The sequence below is a fragment of the Nonomuraea glycinis genome (assembly GCF_014646515.1).
GTDB lineage: Bacteria > Actinomycetota > Actinomycetes > Streptosporangiales > Streptosporangiaceae > Nonomuraea > Nonomuraea glycinis.
The window spans coordinates 264,453-270,872 of sequence record NZ_BMNK01000012.1 but is presented as its reverse complement, the minus strand read 5'-3'; the positions used below and the strand labels follow the sequence as shown (position 1 = coordinate 270,872).

General features: G+C 61.4%; 7 protein-coding genes, 1 tRNA gene and 1 pseudogene. 4 read left to right on the top strand and 5 right to left on the bottom strand.

All coding sequences use genetic code 11. The annotated features are described in order from the left end of the window. Nucleotides 1-82: 82 nt before the first annotated feature. The gene (locus IEY87_RS47250) at nucleotides 83-379 is read right to left on the bottom strand and encodes a DUF4240 domain-containing protein (protein ID WP_189142288.1); all 297 of its coding nucleotides are present in this window, start codon (nucleotides 377-379) and stop codon (nucleotides 83-85) included. Nucleotides 380-489: 110 nt separating this feature from the next. On the opposite strand from IEY87_RS47250, the gene IEY87_RS30525 reads away from it, so the two are divergent. After that, a complete protein-coding gene (locus IEY87_RS30525) occupies nucleotides 490-696 on the top strand; it encodes a hypothetical protein (RefSeq protein ID WP_189142259.1) in 207 nt (68 codons plus the stop codon). Between the two features lie 57 nt (nucleotides 697-753). Here the strand turns inward: IEY87_RS30525 and IEY87_RS30520 are convergent, their stop codons facing one another. After that, nucleotides 754-2,157, bottom strand: a complete 1,404-nt coding sequence (locus tag IEY87_RS30520; RefSeq protein ID WP_189142258.1) for a hypothetical protein — start codon at nucleotides 2,155-2,157, stop codon at nucleotides 754-756. A 1,087-nt stretch (nucleotides 2,158-3,244) separates the two neighbouring features. Further along, complete coding sequence (locus IEY87_RS30515; RefSeq protein ID WP_189142257.1) at nucleotides 3,245-3,490, bottom strand: hypothetical protein; 246 nt, start codon at nucleotides 3,488-3,490, stop codon at nucleotides 3,245-3,247. A 53-nt stretch (nucleotides 3,491-3,543) separates the two neighbouring features. Here IEY87_RS30515 and IEY87_RS30510 point away from each other — a divergent pair, with 53 nt between their 5' ends. Next, on the top strand, nucleotides 3,544-3,951 hold the full coding sequence (locus tag IEY87_RS30510; RefSeq protein WP_189142287.1) for an NUDIX domain-containing protein: 408 nt from the start codon (nucleotides 3,544-3,546) through the stop codon (nucleotides 3,949-3,951). 3 nt (nucleotides 3,952-3,954) lie between these two features. On the opposite strand, the gene IEY87_RS30505 is transcribed toward IEY87_RS30510, so the two are convergent. After that, nucleotides 3,955-4,338, bottom strand: coding sequence for a hypothetical protein (locus IEY87_RS30505; RefSeq protein ID WP_189142256.1), 384 nt, complete (start codon nucleotides 4,336-4,338; stop codon nucleotides 3,955-3,957). A 386-nt stretch (nucleotides 4,339-4,724) separates the two neighbouring features. Next, nucleotides 4,725-4,806, bottom strand: a tRNA-Tyr gene (locus IEY87_RS30500). Nucleotides 4,807-5,234: 428 nt separating this feature from the next. Here IEY87_RS30500 and IEY87_RS30495 point away from each other — a divergent pair. Then, complete coding sequence (locus IEY87_RS30495; RefSeq protein WP_189142255.1) at nucleotides 5,235-5,726, top strand: YajQ family cyclic di-GMP-binding protein; 492 nt, start codon at nucleotides 5,235-5,237, stop codon at nucleotides 5,724-5,726. Between the two features lie 218 nt (nucleotides 5,727-5,944). Continuing rightward, nucleotides 5,945-6,277, top strand: a pseudogene (locus tag IEY87_RS47245) (2-phosphosulfolactate phosphatase); the annotation flags it as partial. Nucleotides 6,278-6,420: the final 143 nt, after the last annotated feature.

The window sequence follows — 6,420 nt, the reverse complement described above, 5'->3', positions numbered from 1 at the left end:
CTACCTCTTCCAGACTTCTGTCAGCTTATGTAGTCGACTGTCCGGAATCTGCTAGGCACCTCACGGATACTCCCCTGCGCCATCAGGCGTGTCCCATGATGCCCTCGTAAGCCCTGTTGGGGGTGTACATGAAGCCCTCGCACTCGCATTCGTCGGAACCGTCGAGTATGCAACTGCGAACCGGCCCGTATCCTGCAAGGGAATCTGGATCATCGAGCGCTGCTTCGTAGACCTCACGCCTCTGGCCCACCAGCCAGCAACGGAAATACTCGAAGCCGTCGTCGGAGAAACCGGCGTTGATCAGGTAGGCGGCTCCCCAGAGGTCGATCCGATGTGCGGCGCGGCGAAGATCAGTGAGGTGACGGTCGAATGCGACGATCTCCGGCGGGGGGGAATCGACTGAGCCTTGAGGTCAATTCGTCGCAGTCATCGTCGGGGCCGGTGGGCGGAGTGCCTTCCGCGAGGATCAGCCAGAAGTCGTCACGAGTCATGATCGGCATTCAGTTCGCCGAGCACTACGGATTCGACGTTCTGGCCTGGGAAGGCTATTCCGTGCTCCGAGACATCAACGAGCTGAAGATGACGACCTGGCTCATGCAGAACGTCGACGAAGACGCTGCCATAGCGCAGGAGTTTCGTAATCGCATGATCTCTCTACGCGATCACGATGCACCCAGGAAGTGGCAAGCTTTTTAAGCCGTGGCCCACGCCTAGTTCAGCACATAGGATTTGCAGGAGAAGATTTCCAACGGCTTAGATCGGCCCGTCGGAGGGAGTGCGCCGGGGGCCTGACTGTGGCGTGAAGGGCTGCCCAAATGCTCGGATCACATGTACATCCGGTGTGAAGCCACGCCACTCCCAGTCCTTATAGATCTCGGGGGCTTGCATCGTCGAATCGAGACGCTCGTGCTCCTCGATGAGAAATTCCAGGACGCGTATAGGCTGCCGCTGCACCTCAGACGAGTCGTCAAGCCGCCGTGCGGCAGCCAATCGATGGTTTCCGTCGAGAACTATCCGTCGCGAAGTCCGATCCCAACATTTGACCTTGTACGTCAATACGCAAATGGTCCTCGTGGCCGTCGTTTCGAGTATCCTGCAGTGGTTCGCAATCGTACTCTCACGCATCCCGAGTGGAATCTCAGAATGCTTCAGCGGGCAGGGGTGGACGGGCAACTCCGGCACATCGGCTATTTTATCGAACCGAGCTATCTCGTTCCCAAGTGAATCCCCCACTACATTCACAGGCTCAAGGAGCCCGTTGCCAGGACGGCACACAAACCATGGAGAGAACCACTCGTCCGTGGCGGCAACATCGTGCAATACAGCGGAGCACTTTATCTTTTCAGCGTTCTCCTTGAGCACATTCCAGTTATGCACGACCGTCAACTCGCGTCGATAGAGCACCTCCAGCTGCGAAATTCGCGACAGCGACTCTGACGTTCCTGCACGCTCCTTCCGCCACACCTCTTCGAGATCCCGCGATGTGTTCGCCCGGGTTTGAGTCGGCACCTCATCGGGTTTACGGATTTCTTCTCCGATATTGATCGCGAATCGGATGTGCTCTGCCATGTCCAGCAGTTGGCGCTTCTGAGCGCCACGTCGACGGCCGGCCGTGTCGGCCAGCTGTTGCGCGTCGGCGATGACGTCGACCGCTCCTCCGATCAAGCCTGTCCATATCGAACGAGGAAGCCCATCCGCACGGCTGAACGTCCCGAAAATGAGATCACTGTATGAGTCGACGACTTTTGTCGTCAATCGGTGCTGCTCCTGGTATCGGGCACGGGGGTAATGCTGGAGGGCCGCACGAGCATCCGCTGCAATCCTCAGCGCCTGTGCGTCGTTTCCTGCGTAAGCGCGGGCGCTGCTCGTCGAGAGAGCTCCCATTGACGTGATCAGCTCAGCGTTCGCCATAGCCTTGGAACGCTCCTCACTCTTACGTCCGATGAACCATGCCAAGGCAAAGAAAGTGATCCCGGTAGCAATCTGCGTGAGCTGATTCACCCAATCGTTCCAATGCCATTGTGATGGCTCACGAGCGATGGCTAACCAGGCGAGCAGTAGTGGCCCTCCTACGGCCAAAAACGTTGCCGCGAGCCATAAGGACACAGTCTTTGTCCACTTACGCAGGCTGCCCACGCGCTCAACCTCCTGCTCCACGCCGCCCTCCCGGCTGCTGTGTTAGAACCAGCGTAGATGGAAGTGATTCCCTACGCACAAGCTTCTCCGGGATAGCATTCGGTGTGACCTCACCAAGCTGGCTTACCAGGTGCCTGCACGAGCAAATCACTCGCGTCGGCCGACAAGATCCGCAGGCAGAAGCCCAGATCAAACGCGCTGCTGCGTCCCTTCCCCACCTCATCTCGCACCTAGGACTCGGTGGCTTCGTTGACTTGCTCGTGAGAGACGACAAACCTCGCCTCTTGCTGCGCTTTGAACATTGCGGCGTGCCCGCTCTACATCGGGTCGACTCCGGCGCGGTCTTGAAGGTGTACGGCGACCAGCCCAGAGGAGAAGGACCGCTTCTCAAGGAATGGGGCAGGCGTGGAGTCTCCGTTCCACGACTAGAATCGGGAACTACGAACAGTTGCAGTTGGATTCTCATGGAGTACATAGAGCATGCTCCCATCGCTTTGACCTCTCAAGAATGTCTGTCAGTGACTGACGTACTTGCTGGGTGGGGAGATGCAATGCACGAGTCAGCTGCATCGATAACCGACGTCCTGCGGCCTCTTGGGGACACTATTCTGCCTCGCTGGGAAGCTTGCGCGTCGGCGCTGCGTGCAACCGGACGAGCCGCGCCTCAAGCGTGGCACACCGCAGCAGAGTTCCACTATAGAAGCGACAGACCTGCGCCCTTGCATGGGGATTTGTCGTTTGCGAACCTGGCCCGCCGGCCCGACGGCACATTGATCATGTTCGACGCCTCGGCCCTGTTGGGCCCTAAGGAGTTTGACGCTGCCCGCTGGTCCGCTCGGCTCGCAATAGCCGGAATGTCACCACTAGATGTGTTCGCGCGCTGGTGCAGCACAGAAGCCATCGACGCTTCTACTGCTTACGAACTGCTCGGTGTCGAATGTGTGCTTGAAGCCGGCTCACTAGAGGTGCAAAGGCTCCAAAGGCGTTCATCATCACTAACCCCTCACGCCATCGATCCATTGCAGTACGTCGACGCGGCGATCGACAACTTGATTCATACTGCTCACTCACTTCTTGGGTAGGATTCGACGGCAGCGGAGATGGCTTTCTAATCTTTCTCCCGCCCGTATTTGGCGGCTACCACGGCATTGAACTCAGCCACCTGGACATCGCTCGCGTACTGCGCCAGGTCTACTTGAAGATCTCGGATGTACCGCAGATAGCGCTCTGACTTGAGCGAGCCGGCCAGCCCGACCGCTTCCAAGGCAACGGTGGCAGCCTGCGAAGGATCGCCCATATGCACGTAGCTCGCTGCCTGGACAAGCCGATCGAACGCCAGCGTCCGCACGTACATCGGGTCACTAGGCCAGCCGCCTGGTCTTCTCGTTCAGGTACGGAGTCACCGTGATGTCGGTGAACTCGATCTGCTCGAACATCTGCCCCGTGGGCGGAACGCAGCGGCGAGACAACGGGCACTGGGAAGCGCCTGGGGGCGTGCTGGAACTTGCCGAAGACATCACTACCGGCTTGCTCCGGGAGGTCAAGGAAGAGACCGGTCTCCAGGTCGAGCCGGTTGTCCTGACTGGTGTCTACAAGAACATGACGCGCGGCATCGTGGCCCTGGTCTTCCGCTGCAAGGTTGTGGCAGGACGACTCACGGAGACGGACGAGACTCGCGCCTTCCGCTGGGTCACCGCCGACGAGGTTCGAGAGATGGCATCCGAGGCGTTCGCCATCCGGGTGCTCGACGCCATGCAGAACGACCATGCACCAGCGGTGCGACAGCACGATGGAGAGCACTTGCTCGGGGCGTAGCGGTCACCAGATCCACATGCCGTGCTGCCCACCGTCTGCGGCATCCTCGGGGATGACGAGATGTGCGGCCTCAGGACCGACACGGGAATCTTCGCCCAGCGGGATCGCGAACCGGTGCTCGCCGGAGTCAACTGCCAGAAACCTAGTCGGCACCAGCTCGTAGTCGTCAATCACGCGACCGATGTAGTGGCGCATGACAACAGGTGCATTGCCGTGCGGGAAACGCCAGCTCCAGCATCCGTACAAACCGAACGGGTTGGCGAGGGCTCGAAGGATCGCACCATCGAAATGCAGCTCAACGTAGTCCCGTACAAAACAGACTGCTGAAACCTCGCGACCGACGAGGAGCGAGAGTCCTTCGTCCAGCGGAGGCACCCCGTAGTCCATGTGGTCATCCTGGCACGAGGACAGCTCGGGAGTTCGTGGAGACAGAGCGGAGCTTGCCGAATTGCCATTGTGTAGATCAAGCGGCGGCGCGCCGCGCCGCCGTACGCCCCGCGCCAGGCCATCCCGCGCGCGCTGCGGCCTGGAGGCCGGTCACGCGCGGCGGCCCGCGCGGGGCATCGCCGTACCGGGCCGGCCGCCGCACACCACATCCCACCGACCACCGGCACCCCGCCGCCATGTTCCCGCTGTCTTCTGCCCCCGCCGCCCGTGCCACAAGCGTGCCACGAACGACGGGGAACCAAGGGGAATCACGGGTACTCGGGGGCGATCAACAAGAAAGGCCCCTCACCGCGTTTCCGCTGGTGAAGGGCCTCTTCTAGCTGGTGTGGCAGGTGCAAGGTTCGAACTTGCGTAGGCTGAGCCGACGGTTTTACAGACCGCTCCCTTTGGCCACTCGGGCAACCTGCCGTGTCTTCCGCTCTCGCGGCGACAGACAGAAGAATAGCGGACTTCTGCGGTCTACGTGACACCGGTTTGTCCCGCGCCGGATCCCGCCTACCCGCTCCCCCGATACCCCCGCCCCTACAAGCCTCCGCATGTCGGAACAGGGATCGGCCGGCCAAGGCCACCTCCCGGCAAATCCCCGCACCGCAAGCCCCCAGCGACCTCTCACCGGCGCCACCACAGCAGAGCAGCCGGCGCGCGTATCCGTACATGAGCCTGTCTCGGACCCAGCCCCTGGGTGGGTGGCTTTTCGGGGCGGGCGGGAGGCCCCGGGAGGCGGATCCTGCAAGTCGGCCCGATGCTGGCTAGGCTCATCCGCTGGGTCCGCTTTCGCCGGGCGCGATCAACGACAGACACCGACGAACGCTCACGCAGCGGAGAGGAAGTGCGCTTTGGCCGATTCGTCTTTCGACATCGTCAGCAAGATCGACCGCCAGGAGGTCGATAACGCGCTCAACCAGACGGTCAAGGAGATCGGGCACCGCTTCGACTTCAAGGGCACCGGGGCGGCCATCAGCTGGTCCGGGCAGGAGAACATCGAGATCAAGGCCAACAGCGAGGAGCGCGCGAACGCCGTACTCGACGTGTTCAAGGAGAAGGTGATCAAGCGCGGCCTCTCCCTGAAGGTTCTCGACGCCGACGAGCCGAAGCTGTCCGGCCGGGAGTACCGCCTGCTGGTCTCCCTCAAGGAGGGCATCGACCAGGAGCATGCCAAGAAGCTTTCCAAGCTCATCCGCGACGAAGGCCCCAAGGGGATCAAGGCGCAGATTCAGGGCGAGGAGCTGCGGGTGAGCTCCAAGAAGAAGGACGACCTACAAGACGTCATCACCCTCCTTAAGGGCAAAGATCTGGACATCGCCCTGCAGTTCGTGAACTACAGGTAATGGAGCGGCGCGCGAGACCGTGACCTGCGCGGTCATCGCGCTCCGATCTTGGGGCGGCTTGTCCGCAGAGGCCGTGCGCGGGTCACCTGGTGTGGCGATCGAGCAGGCGTGTCGTTGCGGACTGCTTTCGCGACGCAGGCAACCGGAGGCGCTGCGCTCCGCGTGATGCGCATCACTGACTGGATGCTTTTGGTAGGACGTGCGCGATTATTACCAGGATGGAAGCTCGTTTTCTCGGTATCGCTGATCTGGTCGAAGCCCCGTCCGTGGCGGTCGTAGTCGACGTCATGCGTGCTTTCACCGTGGCTGCCTGGGCCTTCGCCCAAGGGGCGAAAAAGATCGTTCTTGCTGAGTCGCTGGACGAAGCCCTGGCGCTCAAGGTCCTCCACCCGGATTGGGTGGCGCTCAAGGACGGTCCGCCCGCGCCCGGGTTCGACCTTGTCAACTCGCCGGGCCTGCTGCGCTCTGTTGACCTTGACGGACGGACCGTGGTGCAGAAGACCACGGCAGGGACGGTCGGCGCTCTTGCGGTCAAGGAGGCGCCGCTGGTGCTGTGCGCAGCTTCGTGGTGGCGGAGGCAACGGCTCGGCTTTTGCGGACGCGCGAGAGTGACAGTGTCACGTTCGTGGTCACTGGCGAGGATGGACAGGCCGATGAAGATCTGGCGTGTGCTCAATACATCGCTCGGAGAGTC

What these genes read in the sequence shown, in the direction of transcription:
- IEY87_RS30525 (WP_189142259.1), top strand. Translation starts at nt 490, where the DNA reads ATGATCGGCATTCAGTTCGCCGAGCACTACGGATTCGACGTTCTGGCC.
- IEY87_RS30515 (WP_189142257.1), bottom strand. Translation starts at nt 3,490, where the DNA reads ATGTACGTGCGGACGCTGGCGTTCGATCGGCTTGTCCAGGCAGCGAGC.
- IEY87_RS30510 (WP_189142287.1), top strand. Translation starts at nt 3,544, where the DNA reads ATGTCGGTGAACTCGATCTGCTCGAACATCTGCCCCGTGGGCGGAACG.
- IEY87_RS30505 (WP_189142256.1), bottom strand. Translation starts at nt 4,338, where the DNA reads ATGGACTACGGGGTGCCTCCGCTGGACGAAGGACTCTCGCTCCTCGTC.